Raw genomic sequence first — 23,955 nt, 5'->3', positions numbered from 1 at the left:
CGCCGGATGCGCCGCCATGCCGGGATCTCCGGTCCAGCGTGCGCCCGGCGAGGCGTACGTCCGGGCCGCGTCCACCTGCGTCGAGGGTACGACGCGCGGCGAACGGCCCGGGTTTTCCCGGATGATAGCTGGTCAAAATTAGGGCGACGTCATTTCACGATGGCAGTGCGCCGCCGCGCACGGGACGCACACGGGACGCATTTGCCGCAGCTCCATCCTTTAACCGGCTTGCGCGAGATCATCGGGTGACCGCCCCTGCCTTGCTATCTTGATAATTTCCCCGAGACAGCCGTTGCGCTCGCTTCGCCGCACTTCATGACCCCGCCCGTCGCGCCCACTCCCACGCCTTTGCCTCCCGAGCTGCAACTCGGCGAGCCCGTCACCGACGCCATGCACACCGAATTCGTGCGCCTGCTCGACCTCGCGCACGACGCGCCCGACCCTGAACTCGTCGCCGCGCTCGACGTCTGGATCGACCACACGCGCGAACACTTTGCGCAGGAAGAACGCTGGATGGAGGCGCTCGATTTCGGGCCGCGCCATTGCCATGCGGGCCAGCATCGCCATGTGTTGCAAATCGCCAGCCTCGTGCGCGCCGAAATCGCCGACAACGCCCGCTTCGATCTCGGCCGCCGCCTGATCGGCGAATTGCGCGAGTGGTTCGCGTTTCACGTCAAAACGATGGACTCGATGATGATCGGCCACATGCGCGAGACCGGCGTCGCGCCGGTCGTCTGAAGCGCCGTTGCGCCCTCGTTGCCGGTTTCCCTTCCACATTTTCCGCTCACTCCCTCCGCACAACAGGTCCATGAATCACGACGTCATCATCGTCGGGGGCGGCCCCGCCGGTCTGTGTCTCGCGCGTGCGCTCAGCGGGCGCGGCCTGCGCATCGCTCTCGTCGAGCAACAGCCGCGCGACGCCATCGCGGCGCCCGCGTTCGACGGCCGCGAAATCGCGCTCACGCAAAAATCCGTGCGCCTGCTGCGCGAACTCGGCGTGTGGGAGCGCATCGACGCCGACGCGCGCTCGCCGATGCGCGCCGCGAAAATCTTCAACGGCCTCTCCACGCATGCGCTCGAAATCGGCAGCGACTCGCGCGAGCACGCGGAACTGGGCTGGCTCGTCGCCAATCAGGTGATCCGCCAGGCGGCCTTCGACGCGCTCCAGGCGAGCATCGCCACGCACGGCGACGTCACGCTGATCGCGGGCGAAACGGTCGGCGCCGTGCAGACCGACGCCGAATCGGCGCGCGTGACGCTCGACAGCGGCGCTGTCTTGACGGGCGCGCTGGCCGTGGCCGCCGACAGCCGCTTTTCGCCGACGCGCCGCATGATGGGCATCGCCGCCGATCTGCACGACTTCGGCAAGACCATGCTCGTGTGCCGCATGACGCACGAACTGCCGCATCGCGAGGCCGCGTGGGAATGGTTCGGCTACGGCCAGACGCTCGCGCTGCTGCCGATGAACGCGCATGCGCCGAGCGGCGCGCATCAGTCGTCGGTGGTGCTCACACTGCCCGCGCACGAGATCGGCGCGCTCGCGGCGCTGAGCCCCGAGGCGTTCGGCGCGAATCTCGAACGGCGTTTCGCGCGGCGGCTCGGCGCGATGCGCCTCGTGAGCACGCGGCATCTGTATCCGCTCGTTTCGGTGTACGCGGAGCGCTTCGCGGCGACGCGCTTCGCCACGGTCGGCGACGCCGCGGTGGGCATGCATCCGGTCACGGCGCACGGCTTCAACTTCGGCCTCGCGAGCGTCGAAACGCTGCGCGAATGCATCATGGCCGCGCAGCGTCAGGGCGGCGATATCGGCGCGTTCGACGTCTTGCGCGGCTACGAGAACCGCCATCGGCGCTCGACGCGGCCACTCTTCATGGCGACGCGCCTGATCACCGAGATCTACACCAATGGCACGCTGCCCGCGCGGCTCGCCCGCAACGTCATGCTGCGCGCGGCTTCGCATCTCGCGCCGTTCCGCAAGGCCGTCGCTGCGTCGCTGACCGGATAGGCCGATCACTGGATAACGAAAAATTACCGGCGCTCACGCACGCGCCGGTTTCAAAACCGGCAACGATCCGCGCGCATCAGAAGCGCAATGAAACCCATCAGAAACGCGATTGAAATATTTCAATCAATTAATAACAGAATTTTTACGATTTATTTCAGCGTCGGATTAGTCAATTCGGACAGTCATATCAAAGAGTTAATTCCCGATCGCGCGACCATCGTTCACCGAATCGCGTTTTTCACGCTGTAAACCCCGCCTCTCAAGCCTTCCGTCGCCTGCTTTCAATTCCCTGCGCCATGCCCGGCGCAAGCCACGTCCATTACCTTTATCGCGCGCAATAATCGCCGACAACCGCCTACAGGATATTCGGAATTCTTTATAAAAGTTTCACACTCGAATGTTTCAATGCGGCCACTTTGACGGCGCCTCAAAGCATTTCGATTGCGATTATTGCAATTGACCCACTCTCTGCTTTCAACCCAATAAGACGAAGCGCCATACTAAAATCCAGGAGCGCGCGATATGCATCCCAGAAAAGCCTTGCTATCCATTTCGTTCGCAGCGGCGGTCGCCACGATCGCGGCCTGCGGCAGCAGCAACAACACGCCGTCCAGTTCGACCACGGCCGCGTCGCCGCAAGATGCGCTTGCGACGGCCACGCCGATCAAGCACCTCGTGGTGATCTTCGGCGAGAACGAGTCCTTCGACCATTACTTCGGCACCTATCCGAACGCGCAGAACCCCGAAGGCGAGCCGACGTTCACCGCGGCGGCGGGCACGCCGACCGTCAACGGTCTCACGTCCGCACTGCTGACGAACAACCCGACGGTGGCGAACACGAAGAACGCGACGGGCACCAACATCAACCCGTTCCGTCTCGACCGTTCGCAGGCCGCCACGGAAAGCCAGAACCACAACTACACGCCGGAACAGCTCGCCGCCGACGACGGCAAGATGGACCTGTATCCGCTGAACACCGGCAATAACGCGGTGGGTTCGGCGAACACGTTCGGCGAGCCGGGCCTCGTGATGGGCTATTTCGACGGCAACACCGTGACCGCGCTGTGGAACTACGCGCAGCACTTCGCGATGAGCGACAACGCGTACACGGACACCTACGGTCCGTCGACGCCGGGCGCGATCTCGGTGGTCTCGGGCCAGCACAACGGCGCCGTGGTGACGTCGAGCGGCGCGGTGGTCACGGGCAGCGCGACGACGAGCCCGTCGACCGACGTGGTGTACGACCTGCAAGGCGGCTGGACGCTGGTGGGCGACCTCGACCCGACCGGCGACGCCTGCACGCTCGCGGCCGGTTCGAGCACGACGGCGGGGATGACCTCGAAGAACATCGGCGATCTGCTGAATTCGAGCGGCGTCACGTGGGGCGGCTTCATGGGCGGCTTCAATCTGCAGACCGTGAACGCGAACGGCACGACGGGCTGCAGCCGCTCGACGTATTCGTCGGTGCTCGGCGCGAGCGAAAACGACTACGTGCAGCATCACGCGTGGTTCCAGTACTACACGACTACGCAGAACCTCGCGCATACGCGTCCGTCGTCGGTGGCGGCGATCGGCTACACCGATCCGCTCGACAACACGGCCACGCCGGTGCATCACCAGTACGACGTGAATGACTTCTTCACGGCGGTCAAGGCGGGCAATTTCCCGTCGGTGAGCTTCCTGAAGGCACCGGCGGTCGCCGACGCCCACCCGGGCAACTCCGATCCGCTCGACGAGCAATCGTTCGTCACCAGCGTCGTGAACTTCCTCCAGCAGCAGCCCGACTGGAAGAACACCGCGGTCATCGTGACCTACGACGACTCGGACGGCTGGTACGACCATCAGTACATCGCGCCGACCACCTCCTCGTTCGACTCGACCTCGGCGGAAACGACGGGCCAGACGACCAAGACGGCCGTGACGGGCGCCGACCAGCTCAACGGCGCGGGCGTCTGCAACGCCACGGGCGCGGTGCAGGGCGCGGGCGTGAACGGCGGCGCCGTCAACGGCCGCTGCGGTCCGGGCACGCGCATTCCGTTCCTCGTGATCTCGCCGTACGCCAAGGCGAACTTCGTCGACGGCACCACCGTGGTCACGCAGTCCTCGGTCGTGCGCTTCATCGAGGACAACTGGCTCGGCGGCGCGCGCATCGGCCAGGGCTCGAACGACGCCAACGCGGGCAGCATCATGAACCTGTTCAACTTCGCGAGCACGTCGCCGATCGCGCCGCTGTATCTCGACTCGAACAAGGGCACGCAGCTCTCGTCGGCGCCCGCCGCCATCACGGGGCCGTCACTCTAGGCGCGCAGCACGTCTGAACGCGCGCAACGTTCGACCATCGACGCGCGTCCCGGCATTCCTGCATCGCCTGAAGCAGCGTTGGGACGCGCTTGCGCATCGGTCCGGCCACGGTCGGACCGATGCTTTTTTACCCGATTCATCGCCCGGCTTTCGCTTCAACTCGCCGCAACTTGCAGCAACTCGCCGGGCCTCGCGGGCATCGCTCATCACTCGCCAATGTCGACGCAATCAACGCAACCGTACCGACCGTCCCCTTCCGCCGATTCCCCCGCGCCCAAGGGGCCGCCCGGAGCCAGCCGCTCACGCGTGCGCCGACGCCTGCTGGCCGGCTGCGCGGTCGTGCTCGCCGCGACGGGCACGATCGCCGGTTATGCCCTCGCTTATCCCGAACGCATGCCCGCCGCCGTGGGCGACGCCGTGGAAGACCTCACCGGCGCGAATCCGCATCCCGTGCAACTCGTCTTGCCGCCGCAGGCGCCGCTGAGCGCGGTCGCGAAACTCGGCAAGCAGATCTTTTACGACACGTCGCTGTCCGCGTCGGGCAAGCAGTCGTGCGCGTCCTGCCATAGCGCGACGCGCGGCTATGGTCCGCCGAACGATCTCGACACGCAGCTCGGCGGCCCGAATCTCGATCGCCAGAGCTACCGTCCGCCGCCCTCGCTCGCCTATCTGTATCGCCAGGCGCCGTTCAGCATCGGCCCCGATGCCGCCGACGCCGCCGCGCCGCCCGACTTCAACGCGCTCGCGCAAGCCGCGAAGGGCACGCAGCGCGCCGACAAGGTCGCGGGCGCGACGCCCGCGACCGTCGCGATGGTGCCGGTGGGCGGCCTGTTCTGGGACGGTCGCGCGGATTCGTACCAGCGCCAGGCGCTCGGGCCGCTGCTCAATCCGACCGAAATGGCGAATCCCGATGCCGCCACGGTCGCCGACAAGCTCGCGCACGCGTCCTACGCGGACGTGTTCCGCAAGCTGTTCGGCCCGCGCATTTTCGACAATCCGAGCCTGCTGACCGCCGAAGCGATGTTCGCGGTCGGCCGCTACGAATTCGAGGAGCCGGACTTCCACGCCTTCACCAGCAAGTACGACGACTGGCTGCAAGGCAAGGCGCGCCTCACGCACGCCGAGCTGCGCGGGCTGCGCCTGTTCAACGATCCGAAAAAGGCCAATTGCGCCGGCTGCCACCTGAGCCAGCCGACCTCCGACGGCCTGCCGCCGCTCTTTACCGACACGCAATACGAAGCGCTCGGCGTGCCGCGCAATCCGCGCCTGGAGGTCAATCGCGATCCGAAGTTCTTCGACCTCGGGCTGTGCGGGCCGATCCGCCAGGACCTCGCGAAGCAGACGCAATACTGCGGCATGTTCCTCACGCCGACGCTGCGCAACAGCGCGAATCGCCACGTGTATTTCCACAACGGCGTCTATCACGATCTCAAGCAGGTGATGGACTTCTACAACCTGCGCAATACCGATCCGGGCAAGATCTATCCGCGCGATGCCTCGGGCAAGGTGCAGGTCTACAACGACATTCCGAAGGCGTGGCAAGGCAACGTCGATTACGCCGATGCGCCGTTCGACCGCAAGCCCACCGATCAGCCCGCGATGTCCGATCAGGATATTCAGGACATCATCGCGTTCATCGGCACGCTCACGGACGGCTACAAGGCGAAGTAGACGCGGCGGCCGCGTTCGAGCGGCTGAATTCGAGCGGCTGCGTTTCAACGAGACGAAAAAAAACGCGCGGAGCAATCCGCGCGTTTTTCGTCGATGGGCGAGTTACCGCCTCACGATCATGCCGTTGCGTTCTCGGCGTTCAGCTTCGTGACCGTGCCCGTCGATGCGTCGTAGCGATAGCCCTGCGCCTCGAGTTGCGCGCTGATCGCCTCGACGATCACGCGCTGCTGGAACTCCTTGCGCAGCAGTTCGTGCTCGGGCTTGAACTGGCTGAGTTCACCGGCAAGACGGCGGCTCAGCGACGCTTCGCCCACGCCACGCGCGTGAATCAGCATCATCTGCTCGTTGGACTGGATCAGCTGCTGCTTCAGGCCGTTCGCGTAGTCGGCCCACTTCTTCAGGTTGTCGCGCGCTTCGTTGATCGCGGTGGCGTGCGTTTGCGCTTCCTGCGCGACCTGCGCCTTCAGCGTTTCGAGCGCCTCGACCGCTGCCGTGTCCTGCTGCGCCGCCGATGCGGCTTCCTGCACTTCCTGTTCGGCCTTGACGATCGCAGCCGCGTTGGCCGCCGCTTCGGCTGCCGCGGATTCCGCGAGCTGCGAGAGTTCGGCCGCGCGCTCTTGCGCTTCCGTCACGCTCGCCGACAGACGCGCGATTTCGGTCGCGCCCGCGTCGCGTTCTTCGGTCAGGCTCGCGACCTGCGTCTGCACGTTGTGCAGTTCGCTGGCGGCGGCATCGCGCTCGGCTTGTGCGCTGCTGACTTCGTCGCGGCGCGCGGCGTGCGCATCCTGCTCGGCTTGCAGCGCGGCGCGGATCGATTCGAGTTCGCTTTCCAGACGCGCGACCTTTTCCGCATGCTCCGCTTCCAGCGCCGCACGTTCGGCTTCGTGATCGACGGCGGGTTCGGCTGCGGCCTGTTCCGCTGCTTGCTCCGCTGCGGCTTGTTCGGCTGCGGCTTGCGCGGCGGCTTCTTCCGCTGCGGCCTGCTCGGCTGCTGCCTGCTCCGCTTCGGCCTGCGCTGCGGCTTGTTCCGCCGCCGCTTGCTCAGCTGCGGCCTGCTCAGCGGCTTGTTCGGCTGCCGCTTGTTCCGCTGCGGCCTGCTCGGCTGCGGCCTGCTCTGCCGCCGCCTGGTCCGCCGCCGCCTTTTCCGCTGCAGCCTGTTCCGCCGCCGCTTGCGCCGCCGCCTGTTCAGCCGCCGCGCGTTCCGCTGCCGCTGCATGTTCCGCCACGATCTGCTGCGCAGCGGCCGTAGCGGCTGCGGCGATCTCGGCCTGGCGCACGGCCTCGGCCTCGGCGGCTTCGCGCGCCGCGCGCTCCGCCGACAACTCCGAAACGGCCTGCTCCAGCTCGGCTTCGAGCGTCGTGACGCGCTCGGTCAGTTCCTGCACGCGCTTTTCGGCAGCATCGGTGCGCTGCACGGCCAGTGCGATGTCTTCGTCCAGACCGCTGCCGGCGTCGACCTTCGCTTCGTAGGCGCTCGTCATCCGATCCAGCTGGACTTGCAGCGAATCCAGTTCCTGCACGGTGTTCTGCAATTCGGCCAGCGCGTCGTCGCGCTCGCTGCACGCATCCTCGACGCGCTCGCGCATCGACACCAGACGGCGCGCCACCGCGCGCTCCGCTTCATCCTGCGCCGACGTCCACAGACGGTCGAGCGCGTCGCGCATCGTTTCGGTGACGGCGTCGGGCAAGGTCGGACGCTCGCTGACCTGCGGCACGCGCGGCGCACGCGCCTCGCGCCACTTGCGCAGCGACGCGGCGACAGAGACCACCGAACCGGTATGCACTTCCGACCAGATGGCCACGGGCGACACCGTCTGGCCATCTTCAGCCATCCGGTCCGCGATTTCAGCGACGAGTTCATCGGTGATCGCAATGCTGCTGCTAGACATATCCGCCTCGATAACGCTAAGAAAAGTTGACGATCGACGAAGACCGCTCGCCGATCGGTGGTGAGCCGAGCTCCCCGCAATATGAAAATTGTCGGCGCTCGACCCCAAAGTTAATTGGCGGAAAAGCCGGGGGAACGGGGACGTATTCACGCAATTGAATGACGTCGCCGCAGATAGTGGGGCCGCATTTTATAAAGCGCTCCCGCGATCTTCAAGGCGTAATTTCGACGCGTTTGACGTGCCGGCCGGCCCGCTTTTGTCTGTCGAATCGCCGACAAAAACGCCATCCGGCGCGTGCACGACTCGCTATCATGAATCATCGCCGCCCCGTTTCTACACCCGCTTTATCCTGCTTTACCCCGCTTCCTCGCGCCTCGCCGCAGTGCTCCACTTCGCCGTGCCCTGCATGGCAGCGGCACGCAGGCCGGCGCGCGATCCCCCGGAAGCATACCGGACTCACGCAGCCCATGAACTCGACCTTCGCGCGCAAACGGCCCGCGCCACCCGAACGGCCCGGGCTGCGCCAACGCGCGCCGCGCCTGCCGGGCGCCGTCGGCACCATCGCCATCGCGCAGCTGTTCGGCACTTCGCTGTGGTTCAGCGCGAACAGCACCGCGGCCGACCTCATGCGCATCTGGCATGCCACTGCCGCCGATATCGGCTGGCTCACGAGCGCGGTGCAGATCGGCTTCATCCTCGGCACGCTGACGATCTCCTCGACCGGCGCGGCCGACCGCTACCCCGCCAGCCGCATCTTCGTGCTGAGCGCGGTGGCCGGCGCGGGCTTCAATCTCGCGTTCGCGTGGCTCGCGGGCGGGCTCGTGAGCGGCGGTGCGCTGCGCTTTTGCGTGGGCGTGTGCCTCGCGGGGATCTACCCGATGGGCATGAAGCTGATCGTGAGCTGGGCGCCCGACAAAACCGGCCAGGCGCTCGCGCAACTCGTCGCCATGCTGACGCTCGGCACGGCGCTGCCGCACGCGATGCGCCTCGTCGGCGCGGGCTTTCCGTGGCAGCTCGTGATCACGGCGTCGTCGGCGCTCGCGCTGCTCGGCGCGGCGCTCGTCGGCTCGCTCGGCGACGGGCCGCACACGCGCGTACGCGCGCTCGCTGCGTCCCCCGATGACCATGCGGCCCGCGCGCCAGCCGCTGCGAGCGCGTGGTCGATGTTCCGCATTCGCCCGTTTCGCGCGGCGACGTTCGGCTATTTCGGCCACATGTGGGAGCTTTACGCGTTCTGGACGACGGTGCCGCTGCTGGTCTCGCGCACCGCGCTCGCGGCGGCGTTTCCACGGCTCGGCGTGTCGGGTGTGGCGTTCTGCATCATCGGTATCGGGTCGATCGGCACGTTGATCGGCGGGTCGTTATCGAGGCGCGCGGGCAGCGCACGCATCGCACTGGGCGCGCTCGCGATTTCCGGTTCGTGCGCGCTGACGTTCTCGCTCGCGTGGCGTCATCTGCCGCCCGCCGCGCTCGGCGCGCTGCTGTTGTTGTGGGGCGCAACGGTGGTAGCCGATTCGCCGCAGTTCTCGGCGCTCGCCGCGAAGGCGTGCCCGCCCGGCTCCGTGGGCGGCGCGCTGGCGATCCAGAATTCGATCGGCTTCGCGATCACGGTCGTGTCCATCGCGGCCACAACCGCGCTGTTCGGCCATATCGGACTCGACGCGACCTGGCTGCTCGTGCCCGGCCCCGTTCTGGGCTTGCTCGGTTATACGGCGACGATACGTGGGGGACGCGGCGAGCGCGGCTGATCGCGAGTCTTGCACAACACTCAGCATGGCTAAGTAATTTCACGCGCCGCGACCGTCGCCGTTGCGCCGAAGGTTCGATTCCAACTGTAGACATCGACCACGCCTTCGCGTTGTGAACGGCAACTCGTTGGCCGCAAGCGAAAGATTCTGTTCAAGATCCGCCAGCGTCACAACCGCGACAATCTTTTCGCGCGCTAAAGAAACTATGGCACGCACGCCTTCGCGCATTGCCTGCATCACCCGCATCGCCCGCGCCGCATTCGGCGATGCCATGCTTTCTGCTTATCCTGTCATCGATTGTCATGATCGGGCCGCCGAACCCGCGCCATCGAAACGAAAAAGATGCTAAGAACACGGTTCCGAAATCGCGGCGGGCCGTCCGCCGCGCCCGCTTTTTTTCCCGCTTTTTTCCCGTCTCTTTCGATGAACGCCATGTCCTTACCTTTACTTACCCGTCGCGCGGGCGCGTTCGCCGTTGCGCTCGTCCTGCTCGCGGGGCTCGCGCTGCTGCGCGCGGCGCCCGCCCTCGCCGATCCCGGCACGGCATTGCCCGTGGTCGCGCCGGTGCTGAGCTGCGAAGCGCTCGCCCAAACGAAGCTCGATGCCGCCGTCGGCGCCGCCGTCGCGATCGAAACGAAACGCGTGAACACCGCGCAAGGCGAGTTCTGCGAAGTGAGCGGCACGATCGCGCCGTCGATCGGCTTCAAGCTCGACCTGCCGACGCAAAAGTGGACGCAACGCTATCTCCAGGCCGGTTGCGGCGGCCTGTGCGGCCAGATCAACGCGAGCATCGGCAATGCGGGCGATTGCCGTCCCGCACTCGACGGCGAATTCGCCGTCGCCGCCACCGACATGGGCCACACGGGCCGCATGGGTTCGCCCGACGAAAGCGCGTTCGCCGCCGATCCGCAAAAGCGCATCGATTTCGCTTATCGCGCGAATCACGTGACGGCGCTGGCGTCGAAAGCGCTGATGCGCGCGTTTTACGGCGTCGCGCCGCGTTATGCGTATTTCTCCGGCTGTTCCGATGGCGGCCGCGAAGCGCTGATGGAAGCGCAGCGTTATCCCGAGGACTTCGACGGCATTTCAGCGGGCGCGCCCGCGATGCTGTTCCAGATCCAGAATTCGTTCTTCCACGCGTGGACCGTGGCGGCCAATCGCGACCGCAACGGCAAGCCGATCCTGCTCGCGCCGAAGCTGCGCGTGCTGCACGACGCGGTGATCGCGCATTGCGACACGCTCGACGGCGTCAAGGACGGCCTGCTGAGCGATCCGCGCGCGTGCCGCGTTCAACAAAGCTGGGTCGCGTGCAAGAGCGGCGCGGCCGATACCGCGCACTGCCTCACGCCCGCCGAATGGTCGGTGGCGCAGAAGATCTACGCGGGACCGACCGACGCCGCCGGTCATCGCTTCCTGCCGGGCGGCCTCGAACCCGGCTCGGAACTCATGTGGGGCTCGTTCGTGCCGCGCGACGCCAACGCGCACGTGATGTCCGAAGCGCTTTACACGAGCATGGTGCCGGTGGTCAATCTCGCGCCCTCGCAGGCCGAATCGAGCGCCACGACCTTCCCGTTCACGACGGCGCAATTCACGCGCATGCAGGAACTGCATCCGCTCAACGACGCGACCAATCCCGATCTGCGGGCGTTCTCGGCGCGCGGCGGCAAGCTCATCATGTGGCACGGCTGGGCCGACTTCTCGATCGCGCCGATGATCTCCATCGCCTACTATCGCGCCGTGCAGGCCGAGCTGGGCGCCGCCGCGACCGACCGTTTCCTGCGCCTCTTCATGATTCCGGGCGTGGGCCATTGCGGCGGCGGCGACGGCTTCGCGCAAGTCGATACGCTGAGCCCGCTGATGTCGTGGGTCGAGCGCGGCACGGCGCCCGCGAGTTTGCACGCGGATCGCATCGCGTCGAGCGCGGGCGGCTTCGGGCCGCCGCCGGGCGCCGCTGGTGCCTCTGGTGCCGCGGGGGCTTCCAGTGCGAGCGCCGCGCACGGCGCGCCGCCGATGGACGGCCCGCAAGGCGGCAGTGACGGACGTGGTAGCGGCATGGGCTCGCACGCGGCGCTGCCGCCCGCGGCGATCCCGAATCAGCCGGCACTCGCGAGCCGCCCGATCTATCCGTTCCCGCAGATCGCGCACTATCTCGGCAAGGGCGATCCGAAACTCGCGTCGAGCTACGGCCCCGCGGCGAGCCCCGTGAAGGAACCCGCGTCGATCGACTGGTACGGCGCGTTCATGCTGCGCCCGGGCTTCCAGAAACAATACGTCGTGCGCGACGACACGCTGTTCCCGTTGCCGCAGCAATAACGCCATGACAGTACGCGACGTGCACGGCTTGCACGTCGCGCGACATCATTCATCCTCGAAGGAAAACATCACCATGACGCAACCCGCTTCCGCCACGCCCGCCTGGCGCGCCGATCCGCTCACCTGGGGCCACGGCCCGCGCGTGTTCGAAGTCTTTCTCGAACCGACCTGCCCGTACTCGGTGCGCGCGTTCGGCAAGCTCGACGCCCTGCTCGAAGCGGCCGGCGCTGACAACATCACCGTCAAGATCCGCCTGCAATCGCAGCCGTGGCACATGTATTCGGGTGTGATCGTGCGCTGCATCCTGGCGGCGTCGACGCTGCCGGGCGGCAAGGAAAACGCTAAAGCCGTGCTGGCCGCAGTGGCCGCGCATCGCGAGGAATTCGAATTCGAGCGTCATGGCGGCGGCCCGAACATGGACGCGACGCCCAACGACATCATCGCGCGTATCGAACGCTATAGCGGCCTCGCGCTGCGCGAAGCATTCGCGATTCCCGGACTCGACAGCGAAGTGAAATGGCACGCGAAATACGCGCGTCAGAACGGCATCCACGTGTCGCCGACTTTCATGATCGACGGGCTCGTCGATCCGAAGATCAGCAGCGGCGATGAGGTTGCCGCGTGGGCCGAGCGTCTGCGTTAAGGCGCCAAGGCTTAACGCACTGTGAACATCGACCGCGCTCGCGGTCGATGTCTAACGCACTGAACGCACCGCTGTTGCTTGCCGTGCGTTCGATAAACCTGTCGGTTGACGTCGGTGCTAATTGGGCAACGCTCGCCGCGCTGGGCAGTTAGTTGCAGATGTAGCGCAAAAAAATCGGCGACCGACTTGAATCGATCGCCGATCTTCGCGTCGCCCGTCACGGTGCACCGAGACGCGCGAGCTTCAGAAAGCGGTAATAGACGGTTTCGGCGTTATACACCGCGATCACGAGCCCCGCGCGGCCGTCGAGAAAACCCCGGCGCAGCAGATACGTGCGGACGAACGCCCACAGGCCACGCCCGAGCGCCTTGCTCACGCTGCTGCGCTTCGCGCTCGCGCGGCGCTGCTCCGCGCCGAGCGTCGAGTACAGATCCATCTTGCGCAGCACGGTCCCGACGTCATCGTACGAGTAGTGCATCAGCTTGCCCGTGAGGCGGCGCGACGGTGCGTCGTAGACCACGCGCTCGTGCACGAGGTCGGTCGAAAAGCGCGCCACGTCGCGCGGAAACAGGCGCGGAATCCAGTCGGGATACCAGCCCGAGTGATAGATCCATTGGCCGCAAAAACTCGACAGCCGGTCGACGGCATAGACCACTTGATCGGGCTGGGCAATCGCCTCGCGAATCGATTGTGCGAGTTCGGGCGACACCTCTTCATCGGCGTCGATGGACAAAATCCACGGCGTGGACAACGCCTCGATCGCGCGATTCTTCTGCGCGCCGAAACCGGGCCAGTCGGTTTCGATCACGCGCGCGCCATACTGCCGCGCGATATCCAGGGTGTCGTCGGTGCTGCCGCTGTCGAGCACGACGATTTCGTCGGCGAAGCGCACGGATTGCAGGCATTTCGCCAGATGCTTTCCGGCGTTCAGGGTGATGATCGCTACGCCTAGCTGCGATGCTTTCAAGTTGTCCTCAACATCCTGCGTGACTGCAACATCGGAAGATGCGCGCACGGCGAACCGCCACGTTTCCGTGACCGATTCGCCGTGCGCGCGTCAGGTCGATCAGGCAACGCGGTTCGCGTTCGGCACGACGATCGCGCCGTGAGGGCCACCGCCACCACCGCCGCCAGGGCCGCCGCCGAAACCACCACCGCCACCGCCGCCAGGACCACCGCCCGGACCCCAGGCACCCGGGCCACAAAACGGCCACACGCAGCAACCGCCGAGCGCGGCCGCCACTGCAATCGCGCCTGCCAGCGCCAGCAACTTCTTCATGGAAACTCTCTTCATCAGGCAATCAAACAAAAACAACAAGCTGATTCCTATGCTTGCAGAATTCATCCGCAGCTTGTTTACGCAGCGTTACGGGTTCTTTCCGCATCTGACTCTGAAGATTTGTAATACCAGGGAAGTTATGGAAAGCATTCTCCTGAACGCGCATGCCGTCGCGCGCCGCGCACGCCGAATCGGCACGGCGCGCCTGAAAATTCAGCCGCCGACCTCAAGACAATCGATAAGCATGCCGAATCATCATGAAGTCGTTACCGCATTCCTCATACGTATTGCAGCCCAACTCTCCGTTACACGAATCGCGCTTCGTCGAGATCGGCGATCAGCGTCGGGCCGACCGGCTGCCAGCCGAGCCGCGCGCGCGTAAGGGCGCTCGACGCAGGCATGTCCATGCCGACGAACATTCCCATCCAGCCGAAATGCGCCGCCGCCTCGGCGGGCGCGATCGACACAGCCGGCAGTCCGAGCGCGCGCGACAGCGACTCGGCGATCGCGCGGCTCGTCACGCCCTCTTCGCCCACGGCGTGATAGCGCGCGCCCGGCGCGCCTTTTTCGAGCGCGAGCCGATACAGGCGCACCACGTCGGAAAGATGACCGGCCGGCCAGCGGTTCTGGCCCTCGCCCACATAGCCGCACACGCCCTTCTCGCGCGCCACGGCGACGAGCGGCGTGATGAGCCCTTGCCGATACGGGTTGTGAACCTGCGGCAGACGCAGCACGCGCACGTCGAGGCCCGCGTCGAGCAGTTCCTGCCCCGTCATTTCGGATGCGATACGCGGATTCGGATGGCTCGTGTTGTAGACGTCCTCGCTGGCCGGCTCGCCATGATGACCGCCGCCGATGCCCGTGCCCGAGGTGATGATGAGCGGACGGTTCGAGCCCGCGAGCGCCGAGCCGAGCGCGCGGATCGCGAGACGATCCTTCTCGCAGTTCTCGACGAAGCGCGAAAAATCGTGATCGAACGCCGTGTGAATCACCGCGTCCGCTTGCGCCGCGCCGTTGCGCAGGCTATCCAGATCCTCGAGCGTGCCGCGATGCACCTGCGCGCCCGCTTCGACGAGCGCTTGCGCGCCCGCATCGGAACGCGTCATGCCGAGCACGTCGTGGCCCGCGTCGATGAGTTCGCGCGTGAGTGCCGAGCCGATGAAACCGGTCGCGCCGGTCAGAAAGATACGCATGTGCTACTCCTTGGTCGTGGAGCGCGTACTATCTGCCGTTTCGCTATACCGTTAAAGTAGTGAGATCATCATATTAAGATGGTTAACAGGATAGCCCCCAAGCTAGCCCCAGGATAGCCAATATGCCTTCCACCGCTGCCTCGGTCGCCTCGCTCGGCGACTTTCTCAAGCGCTGCCGCACGCGGCTCGATCCCGCGAGCTTCGGCTTCAGCGGCCGCCGCCGCACGCCCGGCCTGCGCCGCGAGGAAGTCGCGCAGCGCGCCCATATCAGCCCCACCTGGTACACGTGGCTCGAACAAGGGCGCGGCGGCGCGCCTTCGCCCGAGGTGCTCGATCGCATCGCGGGCGCGCTGATGCTCACCGATCCCGAGCGCGAGCACCTCTTCATGCTCGGTCTCGGACGGCCGCCGGAAGTGCGTTACCGGCCCGTCGAGGGCGTCAATCCGCGCCTGCAACGGCTGCTCGATTCGCTGCAATACAGCCCGGCCATCATCAAGACGGCCACCTGGGACGTGGTGGCGTGGAACCGCGCCGCCGCCATCGTGCTGACCGATTACAGCAAGCTGCCGCCCGGCCAGCGCAACATTCTGCGCTTCCTGTTCTGCAATCCCGACGTGCGCGCCAAGCAGCACGACTGGGACGCGGTGGCGCGTTTCGTGGTCGGTGCGTTCCGGGCCGACGTCGCGCGCGCCGGGCTCGTCTCCGCCGTCGGCGAACTGGTTGACGAGCTTTGCAGCCTGAGCCCGGAATTCGACGCGCTGTGGCGCAGCCATGAAGTGCACGATCATGGCGAGGCCCACGGCGTGAAGCGGCTGCACCATCCCACGCTCGGGCTGGTGGAACTGGAGCAGTCGGCGTTTTCCGTCGATGGCCGCCCGGACCTGCATATGCTCGTGTACAACCCGCTCGGCGCGGAAACGGCCGCGCGCATCCGGGTGCTGATCGAGGCGGCCGCGTCGGACGATTCAGCGGGCGATTCAGCGGGCGGTTCAGTGGCCGATTCAGAGATTGAACGCGTCGCGCACGAGCCCGCCGTGCGATAAGCTAGGCCTATGGATATCCGGCAACTCAAGTACTTCGTCGCCATCGTCGATTGCGGCAGTCTCTCCAAAGCGGCCAAGCGCCTGTGCGTCGCGCAGCCGTCGCTGAGCCAGCAGGTCGCGAACCTCGAAGGCGAGCTCAAGAGCCAGTTGCTGCTGCGCAGCCATCAGGGCGTGCAGCCCACCGAGGCGGGCCGCGCGCTCTATCTGCGTGCGCGCGACGTGCTGCGCCAGGTCGAGGAAATCCCGCTCGCCGTGCAGGTGAAGGGCACCGAATCGGGCCAGGTCGCCATCGGCCTGCCGACCAGCGTCGCCGTGGTGTTCGCGCTACCGCTCTACGACTACGTGCGGCGTCACTACCCGGGCATCCGCCTGCATATCGTCGAGGGCATGAGCGGCTATCTCGCCGAGCTGATGGCGAACGGCCGCCTCGACATGGCGATCCTGTTTCGCGAAGCCGAAACGCGCGGCATCGCCGTGCGGCCGTTATTCGAGGAAAACCTGTACGCGTTCGGCGACATCGAAGGCATCGACGCGGGCGCCGACGTGCCATTGCGGCGACTCGCCGACGTCCCGCTGGTGCTGCCGAGCGCCGCGAACGGCCTGCGCCTGCTGATCGAACGCGCCTTCGCGCGCGAAGGCATCGAGCCCAGAGTGGTCGCCGATATCGACTCGCTGCCCACCATGCTCGCCATCGCGCGCCAGGGCGGCGGCGTCACGCTGGTCTCGTCCGACGCGTTCGGCCATTCCGCCGACCAGCATCTGATCCACCGCCTCGTCGAGCCCGAGATCTCGCGGGCCGTGGCGCTGTGCGTGCCCAACGCGCTGCCGACCAGCGCGGCCTCGCTGGCGATCCAGAAAGTGGTCGAGCAACTCGTTGCCGAACTCGTGGAAAGCGGCGTCTGGGCGGGCGTGCTGCCCGGCCGTTCCTCCCCGCGCGCGCGGCGCTGAACGCGCCCCTGACAGAAACGCTATAGGTTCCACCTATACCCGATAGCCGCAATCGGTATTTCACGGCGCGCGCGCCGCCGGTTAGATTGTCTCCTTCGATTCGATAGAAAACGTCCGTGAGGCGTTCGAAGGAGACGCATGTACACCCAGATATTCGATCCGGTCGCGCATTCCGTCGCGGCTTCCGCCGCGTTCGCGGCTCTCCCGCTGCTCACCCTGTTCGTGTTGCTCGGCGTGCTGCGCCTGCCCGCACGCTGGGCCGCGCTCGCCTCGCTGATCGTTTCGATGATCGTCGCCGCGCTCGTCTACGGCATGCCCGGCGGCCAGGTCGTGAGCGGCGCGCTCGAAGGCGCGGCCATCGGCTTCTTCCCGATCATCTGGATCGGCATCAACGCGATCTGGCTGTTCAAGCTCACCCAGGCGAGCGGCCACGCCGACGTGCTGCGCCGCGCGCTCGCCCATGTGAGCCCCGACCAGCGCGTGCAGGCCGTGCTGATCGCGTTCTGCTTCGGCGCACTGCTCGAAGCGCTCGCGGGCGGCGGCGCGCCGGTCGCGATCTGCGCCGTGCTGCTGATCTCGCTGGGCGTCGAGCCGATCAAGGCCGCCACCGTCTGCCTGCTCGCCGACACCAGCCCGGTCGCGTTCGGCGCGCTCGGCCTGCCGATCACCGTGCTCGCCAAAATCACGCGCCTGCCGGTGCACGACATCAGCGTGATGGTCGGACGCCAGGCGCCGCTGCTCTCGCTGTTCATTCCGCTCATGCTCGTGTTCATTCTCGACGGCCGGCGCGGACTCAAGGAAGTCTGGCCGCTCGCAGCGGTCGCCGGGTTCGCCTTTGCGTTCGCGCAGTTCGCGGGCTCGATGGTGCTGCCGGTGGAACTCGTCGATATCGTCGCGGCGCTGTTCTGTGCGGGCGCGTCGATTGCCTTTCTGCGCGCATGGTCGCCGGCCGTGCTGCGCAGCGATCTCGCTGCGGCCAGCGGCGGCGCACGCAACAAGTCTGACGCACGCGGCGAAAACGCCGGCGGCGCAGGCCTGCAAGGCGGCGCGCTCGCGATGCCGATGACGGGCGGCGGCGCGTCGTTCGAAGCCGCCGCAAAGCGTGATGCGCGTGACGCACGTAACGCACAACGCCACGCCTTTACCGACACTCCGCGCGACTCCACCGCCGAAGTCCTGCGCGCGCTCGCCCCTTACGCCGCCGTGATTCTCGTCGTCGCGGCGACGCAGATCGGCTTCGTCGCGCACGCCATGGGCGCGCTGACCTCGGCGTTCGCGTGGCCGGGTCTGCATGTCGTCGATCCGAAGGGCGCGGCGGTGTCCGCCGTCAACGCGAAGTTCGAATGGCTGCTCTCCGCAGGCTCGATCGTGCTGATCGCGGGCGCACTCTCGGTGCCGCTGCTCAAGCTCGACGTGCGCACCGCCGCCCGCACTTACGTGAAGAATCTGCACGAACTGCGCTGGGCCGTGTTCACGGTCTGCTGCGTGGTGGGCGTCGCGTACATCATGAATCTCTCCGGGCAAATCGTGACGCTCGGCATCTGGGCGGCGCGCGCGGGCACGGCCTTCGCGCCGGTCTCGCCGGTGCTCGGCTGGTTCGCGACGGCGCTCACGGGCTCCGACACCTCGGCCAACGCACTGTTCGGCATGCTGCAGCTGACGACCGCGCATCACACCGGCCTCTCCGACATTCTGCTGACCGCCGCCAACACCTCGGGCGGCGTGGTAGGCAAGGCGATCTCGCCGCAGAACCTCGCCGTGGGCGCGGTCGCGGTGGGCCTCGTGGGCCGCGAAGGCATGCTGTTCCGCCGCGTGGCGGGCTGGACCGTGCTGATGATCGCCGCGCTCAGCCTGCTCGTCTGGGCGCAGTCCACGCCGCTGCTCGGCTGGATGGTGCCGTAAGCAATGTTGTCCTAACTATTTTTATCGCCGTAAAGTCAGACCCGTATTTCGCGTCGCGCGGCCCGCACGATTCATTCAAGTGCAGGCCGCCGCGCCGCAAACCCGCAAGGAAACCCGACGTCATGCACAACTCCGCTCTCCCGCTCGCCGACATCACGGTCGTCTCGATCGAACAGGCCATCGCCGCGCCGCTCGCCAGCCGTCATCTCGCCGACTGGGGCGCGCGCGTCATCAAGATCGAGCGACCGGGCGCGGGCGACTTCGCGCGCGGCTACGACACGGCGATGGACGGCCTGTCGAGCCAGTTCGTCTGGACCAACCGATCGAAGGAGAGCCTCGCGCTCGACATCAAGGATGAGCAAGGCCAGGAAACGCTAGAAGCGCTGCTCGCGCGCGCCGACGTGTTTATCCAGAACCTCGCGCCGGGCGCCGCGAAGCGTCAGGGCCTCGACGCGAAGTCGCTGGTCGAGCGCTTCCCGCGCCTGATCGCCTGCGATATTTCGGGCTACGGCAGCGGCGGCCCGTACAGCGAGAAGAAGGCCTACGACCTGCTCGTGCAGTGCGAAACCGGCTTTCTCTCGATTAACGGCACGCCCGAGACGCCCTCGAAATGCGGACTCGCGATCGCCGATATCGCCACGGGCATGTACACGCTCAACGGCATCCTGATGGGCCTGCACCAGCGCGCGCGCACGGGCCGCGGCATGGCGTTCGAAGTCTCGCTGTTCGACGCGATGACCGAGTGGATGAGCTATCCCGCCTACTACACGCGCGGACGCGGCGAACCCGTGCCGCGCAGCGGCGCGCGCCACGCGACCATCGCGCCGTATGGCCCGTTCGCGGCCGGCGACGGCAAGACGGTGTTCTTCGGCATACAGAACGAACGCGAATGGCGCAGTTTCTGCGAGGTCGTGCTCGGCGACGCCAGCGTGGCGACCGATCCGCGTTACGTGACGAACTCGCTGCGCCTCGCGAACCGCGACGCGCTCGAGCGCGGCATCACCGAGCGCTTCGCCGCGTGGACCAGCGACGAAGTGCTCGCGCGCCTCGACCGCGCCGCCATCGCCAACGGCAAGATGAACGATGTCGACGCGCTGCTCGAACACCCGCAACTCGTCGAGCGCGAGCGTTATCGCAGCGTGGGCACCGAGCGCGGCGCGATGGACATGTTCCTGCCAGCCGTGACGATCGCGGGCGTGGAGCCGGTGATGGGGCCGGTGCCAGCCGTTGGTCAGCATACCGAATCGATTCTCGCGGAAATCGCCGAATACACCGAACACGCCGAACGTGCCACGCAACGGAGCGAAGCATGAACGCGCCGCGCGTCACCCGCACCGTGCTCGCGGTGCCCGGGCATCGGGAAAACATGCTGCAATCGTCGGCCGCGAGCGAAGCGGATGCGGTGTTCATCGACCTCGAAGACGCCGTGCCGCTCGACAAGAAACGCGAAGCGCTCGACGGCGCCGTGCACGCGCTCAACACGCTCGACTGGGGCGGCAAATGGGTGTCGGTGCGGATCAACACGTCGGCGCATGGCATCGCCGTGCATGAAGTGGAAACGCTCGTGCGCGACGCAGCACGGCTCGACGCCGTGCTCGTGCCGAAGGTGGAAAACATCGCGACGGTGCACGAAGTCGAGCGGCTGCTGCGCGCGCGGCCCGCGAAGCTGGCGCCCATCGCGATCGAAGCGCTGATCGAAACGGCACGCGGGCTCGTCTGCGTCGACGACATCGCAGCATCGAGCGAGCGGCTCGTGGCGCTGCATTTCGGCGTCGGCGATTTCGCGGCGTCGATCGGCGCGCGCACAGTGGAGATCGGCGGCACGCACGCCGGTTACGCACACACGCTCAAGAACGAAGTGGGCAACTACGACACGAGCGCGCTCGACCTCTGGGCCTATCCGATGATGCGCTTGCTGGTGGCCGCACGTGCGTTCGGCCTGCGCGCCATCGACGGTCCGTGCGGAGCGTTCCGCGACGCCGTGCTCACGCGCGCGTGGGCGCTGAAGGCGGCGGCGATGGGTTACGACGGCAAGCAGGTCATTCACCCCTCGCAGATCGCGCCGACCCGCGCGGCCTTCTCGCCGACCGACAACGAAGTGCGAGACGCGCGGCGCACGATCGAGGCGCTGGAGGAGGCACAAGCCGCCGGACTCGCCGCTGTATCGCTCGACGGCAAGCTCGTCGATTTCGCCAATGTGCGCATGGCGCAGCGCGTGCTGGCGATGGCGGGTGCTTGATCAACGCTCCAGCTCCGCGCACTTTCACCACGTCACATCACCAGCTCACGCCGCCCGCGCCTCGCGCCGCACCGCTTGCGGCGGCACGCCGAAACCGCGCATGAACGCCTCACGCATATGGCGCCGGTCGCGAAAGCCGGTTTCGCGCGCGATCACATCGAGCGGATGCGCGCTCTGCTCGATCATCAATCGCGCCGCTTCGAGCCGCAGCCCCTCGATCGCGCGCGCGGGCGACTGTCCCGTTTCCGCCGTAAACACGCGGCTAAACTGACGCGGACTCAGATGCACGGCCTCGGCCAGCGTCTCCACCGTGAGCGGCGTGCCGAGATTGCGCCGCGCATACTCCAGCGCGTTTTGAATGCGGTCCGACTTGGGCGCGAGATCGAGCATTTCCGAATGCTGCGACTGCCCGCCCGAGCGGCGCTGATGCATCACGAGCTTGTGCGCGACCGAACGCGCCACGTCCGCGCCCAGATCCTTCTCCACCATCGCGAGCGCGAGATCGAGCCCGGCGGTCATGCCCGCCGACGTCCACACCGGCCCATCGACGATATAGATGCGGTCCTCCTCCACGCGCACCGCCGGATGGCGCGCCTGCATTTCGCGGGCGACCGCCCAGTGCGTGGTGGCGCGCCGCCCGTCGAGCAGCCCCGCCTCGGCCAGCACGAAGCCGCCTGTGCAGATGCCCGCCACGCGCCGCGCGCGCGTGCTCGCGCGGCGCAGGTACGCCAGTTCCTCCTCCGATGCGGGCATGGCGACGGGATCGATCACGCCGGCCACCATCCACGTATCCATCTGCCGACGCGGCGGCGCCGGCAGCGTTCGCACGCTCATGCCGAACGACGAGCGCACTTCGCCGCCCGCGATCGAATAGTTTTCTAACGTGTAGAACGCATCGCCGGCCGCTTCGTTGGCGAATTCGAAAACGGTCTGCGTCGCGATCGCCATCACCTGAAAACCGTCGCACAGCAGATAACCGATGCGATGCATGACGCGCTCCTTGCAAGTTGTCCGACGAAAGGCCGCTTTTCGGCCCATGTCCCGAATCACTACCCTATACGTCATTTCGGCCACGGTCAATCGGGACCAGAATGGCTCCACGCATTCAACGCATCCAACCGGATCGACGGATCAGCGGACTACACAAGGAGCCATCGTCATGAACACAGCAACGCAAGCCAGCGCCGAATACCGCGGTACGGCGCTCGTCACGGGCGCGTCGTCGGGCATCGGCGCGATCTACGCGCAGCGTCTCGCGCAACGCGGCTACGACCTCGTGCTGGTCGCCCGCGACCGCACGCGTCTGGACGCGCTCGCCGAACGCATCACCAACGAGACGCAGCGCAGCGTGGAAGTGCTCGACGCCGATCTCGGCGAACGCGCGTCGCTCGCCCGCGTCGAGACCAAACTGCGCGAGGACGCCAGCATCACGCTGCTGGTCAACAACGCGGGGATCGGCACGCATACGCCGCTGATCGCGAGCGACGTCGATCACATGACGCGCATGATCGACCTGAACGTGACCGCGCTCACGCGTCTGACCTATGCCGCCGTGCCCGGCTTCGTGGCGCGCGGACACGGCGCGGTCATCAATATCTCGTCGATCGTCGGCATCGCGCCGGAGATCCTCAACGGCGTCTACGGCGGCACCAAGGCCTTCGTGCTCGCGTTCAGCCAGTCGCTGCATCACGAACTCGCGAGCCAGGGCGTGCGCGTCCAGGCCGTGCTGCCGGGCGCGACCGCCACCGACTTCTGGGAAACGGGCGGCCTGCCGCTCGCGCAACTCGACAGCGCGATCGTCATGTCGGCGCCCGACATGGTCGATGCTGCGCTCGCCGGTTTCGAGAACCGCGAACTCGTGACGATTCCCTCGCTGCACGACGTCGCGCAATGGGACGCGTTCGAAAGCGCACGCCGCGCGATGTCCTCGCATCTTTCCAGCAACACGCCCGCCGCGCGCTATCACGTGACGTCGCGCTAACACCTCGCCCATCAATCAGGAGTCTTGATCATGAAAACCACCGGCAATACGATCTTCATCACGGGCGGCACCTCGGGCATCGGACGCGGTCTCGCCGAAGCCTTCCATCGGCTCGGCAACCAGGTCATCATCGCGGGACGCCGCCAGGCGCTGCTCGACGACGTCGCGCGCGCAAATCCGGGCATCGACACCGTGCAGCTCGATATCAACGACGCCGCGCAGATCCGCGCCGTGGCGCAGCAGGTGATCGCACGCCATCCCTCGCTGAACGTGGTGATCAACAACGCGGGCATCATGCCGTTCGACGACGCGGGCGGCGCGCTCGACGACGTCCAGGCCGTGCGCATGATCGAAACCAATCTGCTCGGCCCGGTGCGCGTGAGCGCCGCCTTCGTCGAGCATCTGAAGCAGCAGCCCGAGGCGACGATCATCAACAACAGTTCGGTGCTCGCCTATGTGCCGCTCGCGGCCACCGCGCTCTATTCGGCGACCAAGGCGGCGATCCATTCGTACACGCTCTCGCAGCGCTTCGTGCTGCGCGACACCAGCGTGCGCGTGCTCGAAATCGCGCCGCCGTGGGTGGACACCGATCTGATCCGCAAGAGCGGCGACCCGCGCGCGATGCAGCTCGACGCCTTCATCGCCGAAACCCTGGCCGCGCTGCCCGGCGCGCAAACCGAAGTGCTGGTGGAGTCCGCGAAGGCGTTTCGCGCGAACCCCGGCGTGAACGAACACGGCTTCATCGCGCAGTTCAACCAGGCCGTGATCGACGATCCGCTGCCGGTCTGATCCCCTTCCGT

At 66.7% G+C, this 23,955-nt stretch carries 20 protein-coding genes; 14 read left to right on the top strand and 6 right to left on the bottom strand.

Annotated elements, in window-relative coordinates; genetic code table 11:
- The first annotated feature begins 315 nt into the window (after positions 1 to 315).
- The 4 genes from LDO54_RS02530 (at position 316) to LDO54_RS02515 (ending at position 5,977) form a co-directional block, all read left to right on the top strand.
- Complete coding sequence (locus LDO54_RS02530; RefSeq protein ID WP_224005735.1) at positions 316 to 738, top strand: hemerythrin domain-containing protein; 423 nt, start codon at positions 316 to 318, stop codon at positions 736 to 738.
- A gap of 70 nt (positions 739 to 808) precedes the next feature.
- Entirely contained in the window at positions 809 to 2,005 is a 1,197-nt protein-coding gene (gene ubiM / locus LDO54_RS02525) for a 5-demethoxyubiquinol-8 5-hydroxylase UbiM (protein WP_224005732.1), read from the top strand.
- Between the two features lie 522 nt (positions 2,006 to 2,527).
- Positions 2,528 to 4,306: a phospholipase C gene (locus tag LDO54_RS02520; RefSeq protein ID WP_224005729.1), complete on the top strand. Its 1,779-nt coding sequence runs from the start codon at positions 2,528 to 2,530 to the stop codon at positions 4,304 to 4,306.
- 216 nt (positions 4,307 to 4,522) lie between these two features.
- Entirely contained in the window at positions 4,523 to 5,977 is a 1,455-nt protein-coding gene (locus LDO54_RS02515; protein ID WP_436975477.1) for a cytochrome-c peroxidase, read from the top strand.
- 116 nt (positions 5,978 to 6,093) lie between these two features.
- On the opposite strand, the gene LDO54_RS02510 is transcribed toward LDO54_RS02515, so the two are convergent.
- Positions 6,094 to 7,866: a DNA-binding protein gene (locus tag LDO54_RS02510; RefSeq protein ID WP_224005726.1), complete on the bottom strand. Its 1,773-nt coding sequence runs from the start codon at positions 7,864 to 7,866 to the stop codon at positions 6,094 to 6,096.
- Positions 7,867 to 8,333: 467 nt separating this feature from the next.
- Here LDO54_RS02510 and LDO54_RS02505 point away from each other — a divergent pair, with 467 nt between their 5' ends.
- Positions 8,334 to 9,614 (top strand): MFS transporter, encoded by a 1,281-nt coding sequence (locus LDO54_RS02505; RefSeq protein ID WP_224005723.1) that lies wholly within the window; start codon positions 8,334 to 8,336, stop codon positions 9,612 to 9,614.
- A 39-nt stretch (positions 9,615 to 9,653) separates the two neighbouring features.
- On the opposite strand, the gene LDO54_RS02500 is transcribed toward LDO54_RS02505, so the two are convergent.
- Positions 9,654 to 9,887, bottom strand: coding sequence for a hypothetical protein (locus LDO54_RS02500; protein ID WP_224005720.1), 234 nt, complete (start codon positions 9,885 to 9,887; stop codon positions 9,654 to 9,656).
- Positions 9,888 to 10,046: 159 nt separating this feature from the next.
- Between LDO54_RS02500 and LDO54_RS02495 the strand changes: the two genes are divergently transcribed.
- Together LDO54_RS02495 and LDO54_RS02490 are read left to right on the top strand one after the other, a co-directional pair.
- Positions 10,047 to 11,927, top strand: coding sequence for a tannase/feruloyl esterase family alpha/beta hydrolase (locus LDO54_RS02495; protein WP_224005717.1), 1,881 nt, complete (start codon positions 10,047 to 10,049; stop codon positions 11,925 to 11,927).
- A gap of 73 nt (positions 11,928 to 12,000) precedes the next feature.
- On the top strand, positions 12,001 to 12,570 hold the full coding sequence (locus LDO54_RS02490; protein ID WP_224005698.1) for a DsbA family protein: 570 nt from the start codon (positions 12,001 to 12,003) through the stop codon (positions 12,568 to 12,570).
- Positions 12,571 to 12,787: 217 nt separating this feature from the next.
- Here the strand turns inward: LDO54_RS02490 and LDO54_RS02485 are convergent, their stop codons facing one another.
- The 3 genes from LDO54_RS02485 to LDO54_RS02475 all read right to left on the bottom strand — a co-directional run bounded on the left by LDO54_RS02485 (position 12,788) and on the right by LDO54_RS02475 (position 15,042).
- Positions 12,788 to 13,537 (bottom strand): glycosyltransferase family 2 protein, encoded by a 750-nt coding sequence (locus LDO54_RS02485; protein WP_224005695.1) that lies wholly within the window; start codon positions 13,535 to 13,537, stop codon positions 12,788 to 12,790.
- A gap of 99 nt (positions 13,538 to 13,636) precedes the next feature.
- A complete protein-coding gene (locus LDO54_RS02480; RefSeq protein ID WP_224005693.1) occupies positions 13,637 to 13,849 on the bottom strand; it encodes a hypothetical protein in 213 nt (70 codons plus the stop codon).
- A gap of 305 nt (positions 13,850 to 14,154) precedes the next feature.
- On the bottom strand, positions 14,155 to 15,042 hold the full coding sequence (locus tag LDO54_RS02475) for an SDR family oxidoreductase (RefSeq protein ID WP_224005691.1): 888 nt from the start codon (positions 15,040 to 15,042) through the stop codon (positions 14,155 to 14,157).
- A 122-nt stretch (positions 15,043 to 15,164) separates the two neighbouring features.
- On the opposite strand from LDO54_RS02475, the gene LDO54_RS02470 reads away from it, so the two are divergent.
- From LDO54_RS02470 to LDO54_RS02450, 5 genes are all read left to right on the top strand, one after another.
- Positions 15,165 to 16,085, top strand: a complete 921-nt coding sequence (locus LDO54_RS02470; protein ID WP_224005688.1) for a helix-turn-helix transcriptional regulator — start codon at positions 15,165 to 15,167, stop codon at positions 16,083 to 16,085.
- Between the two features lie 9 nt (positions 16,086 to 16,094).
- The gene (locus LDO54_RS02465) at positions 16,095 to 17,033 is read left to right on the top strand and encodes a LysR substrate-binding domain-containing protein (protein ID WP_224005685.1); all 939 of its coding nucleotides are present in this window, start codon (positions 16,095 to 16,097) and stop codon (positions 17,031 to 17,033) included.
- A 138-nt stretch (positions 17,034 to 17,171) separates the two neighbouring features.
- The gene (locus LDO54_RS02460; RefSeq protein ID WP_224005682.1) at positions 17,172 to 18,935 is read left to right on the top strand and encodes an L-lactate permease; all 1,764 of its coding nucleotides are present in this window, start codon (positions 17,172 to 17,174) and stop codon (positions 18,933 to 18,935) included.
- Between the two features lie 122 nt (positions 18,936 to 19,057).
- Positions 19,058 to 20,248 (top strand): CaiB/BaiF CoA transferase family protein, encoded by a 1,191-nt coding sequence (locus LDO54_RS02455; protein WP_224005680.1) that lies wholly within the window; start codon positions 19,058 to 19,060, stop codon positions 20,246 to 20,248.
- Positions 20,245 to 21,174 carry an HpcH/HpaI aldolase/citrate lyase family protein gene (locus tag LDO54_RS02450; protein WP_224005677.1) on the top strand — a complete coding sequence of 310 codons (930 nt, stop codon included), beginning with the start codon at positions 20,245 to 20,247 and terminating at the stop codon, positions 21,172 to 21,174. The genes LDO54_RS02455 and LDO54_RS02450 overlap by 4 nt, the downstream gene beginning before the upstream one ends.
- A 45-nt stretch (positions 21,175 to 21,219) precedes the next feature.
- Here the strand turns inward: LDO54_RS02450 and LDO54_RS02445 are convergent, their stop codons facing one another.
- A complete protein-coding gene (locus tag LDO54_RS02445) occupies positions 21,220 to 22,164 on the bottom strand; it encodes a GlxA family transcriptional regulator (RefSeq protein ID WP_224005675.1) in 945 nt (314 codons plus the stop codon).
- 169 nt (positions 22,165 to 22,333) lie between these two features.
- Between LDO54_RS02445 and LDO54_RS02440 the strand changes: the two genes are divergently transcribed.
- Together LDO54_RS02440 and LDO54_RS02435 are read left to right on the top strand one after the other, a co-directional pair.
- On the top strand, positions 22,334 to 23,155 hold the full coding sequence (locus LDO54_RS02440) for an SDR family NAD(P)-dependent oxidoreductase (protein ID WP_224005672.1): 822 nt from the start codon (positions 22,334 to 22,336) through the stop codon (positions 23,153 to 23,155).
- 30 nt (positions 23,156 to 23,185) lie between these two features.
- A complete protein-coding gene (locus LDO54_RS02435) occupies positions 23,186 to 23,944 on the top strand; it encodes an SDR family oxidoreductase (RefSeq protein WP_224005669.1) in 759 nt (252 codons plus the stop codon).
- Positions 23,945 to 23,955: the final 11 nt, after the last annotated feature.

Source organism: Paraburkholderia tropica, assembly GCF_914484835.1.
Lineage (GTDB): Bacteria > Pseudomonadota > Gammaproteobacteria > Burkholderiales > Burkholderiaceae > Paraburkholderia > Paraburkholderia tropica_A.
This window is presented reverse-complemented; position numbering and strand designations above follow the sequence as displayed.